Annotated in this window: 1 protein-coding gene and 1 pseudogene; both read right to left on the reverse strand. The window is 69.3% G+C overall.

Translation table 11 applies throughout. From position 1 onward, the window contains the following. The coding region (locus tag U9980_RS20730; protein WP_322769444.1) for a UTP--glucose-1-phosphate uridylyltransferase at positions 1–920 on the reverse strand (920 nt) is incomplete at its 3' end. A gap of 33 nt (positions 921–953) precedes the next feature. After that, positions 954–1,480, reverse strand: a pseudogene (locus tag U9980_RS20735) (hypothetical protein); the annotation flags it as partial.

The raw sequence follows: 1,480 nt of genomic DNA on the forward strand, positions 1-1,480 counted from the left end.
CCCCCGGCGGAGACATACTCCTCCAACCACGGGTACAGCTCCGGGCCGATGTCGGACCGCTCACAGGCGAGCCGGATCACGGCCTTGAGGTAGTCCACCCGGTCACCAGTGTCATAGCGACGCCCAGTGAAGACCACCCCGTGGACGGGCTCACCAGCGTCGTCACCGAGCGTGGCGAGTGTCCGCAGCGCGTCGGTGAGCTGAATCTCGTTCCCACGGCCGGGCGGCGTCTCCCGCAGGACGTCGAAAATCGACGGTGACAGGATGTACCGGCCAATGATCGCAAGATTGCTGGGCGCCTCGGCTACCGGAGGCTTCTCGACCAGGTCCCGGATGCGGACGGTCTGGTAGCCGGCGGCCGGCACTGTCCCGGCTGCGATCGTGACGGGTTTCGGGTCGACGGTCGCGACCCCGTACAGGGAGACAAGATCCTCAGGTACCTCCATCAGGGCTACGACGCTGCCCCCGAAACGCTCCTGTACCGCGAGCATCTCCACCAGCAGCGAGTCACGCTCGTCGATCAGGTCGTCACCGAGAAGAACCGCGAACGGCTCGCGCCCTACGTGCGCGGCCGCGCACAGCACCGCATGCCCCAGCCCGCGCGGTGCCTGCTGCCGGACGGAGTGCACCTCGGCAAACCCGGCGGACGCGCGGACCCGGTCCAGCCGGGTCGTGTCGCCCTTGCGTTCCAGGGCGGCCTCAAGCTCGGCATCCCGGTCGAAATGATCCTCTATCGCCTTCTTGGTACGACTCGTAACCAGAAGGACATCTCGTAGGCCGGCGCGCGAGGCCTCCTCCACCACATACTCGATAGCCGGCCGGTCGACGACCGGCAGCATCTCCTTGGGAAGGGACTTGGTCACGGGCAGGAACCGGGTGCCCAGCCCCGCAGCCGGAATCACCGCCTTCGTTACTGACATGGGCGAAACCATAGCTGTAGGACGGCCGGCGGGTCACCGCGGCGCGGTTCCAGCCGGTGTGGTTCCCGTCTGCGTGATTCCAATCGGCGCGGTGCAGACCCAGTCCACGGCGAGCAGGATCGGAGTGTCCGGCGGACCGGACAGAGCGAACCGGCACGTCCAGTCCGCGACTTTCGGGCGGCCGAGACGCTCCCAGGCGTCGATGAGCGCGATCGCGGTGTCGAGGGCGACCGGGTCCCCCGCGAGGATCACCTCGTCGTGGGTGAACAGCGCCGCGGATCCGGTGTCCGGGTCGAAGACGCCGCAGCCGCCCCACTCCTCGGGCGCCCCGGCGACGTGTACCCGGGTCACCCGTTCGTCCAGACACGCCGCGGCGAAGCACAGGTCCGCCAGATCGTGCGGATGCAGGTCCGCGGGCAACACCCGGTGCCGGGTGACGGGCGCCGCGGTCGAACGGACGAACGGCGGCACCGAGGACGGGCCGTACCAACCGAGAGGTCCGGTGACCGGCAGGAATCCGGCCGGTGCCAGGCCCCGGCCATGCATCGCGCCGGCGGCCG

The organism is Protofrankia sp. Cr1 (genome assembly GCF_963555865.1).
In the GTDB taxonomy this organism is placed as follows: Bacteria; Actinomycetota; Actinomycetes; order Frankiales; family Frankiaceae; genus Protofrankia.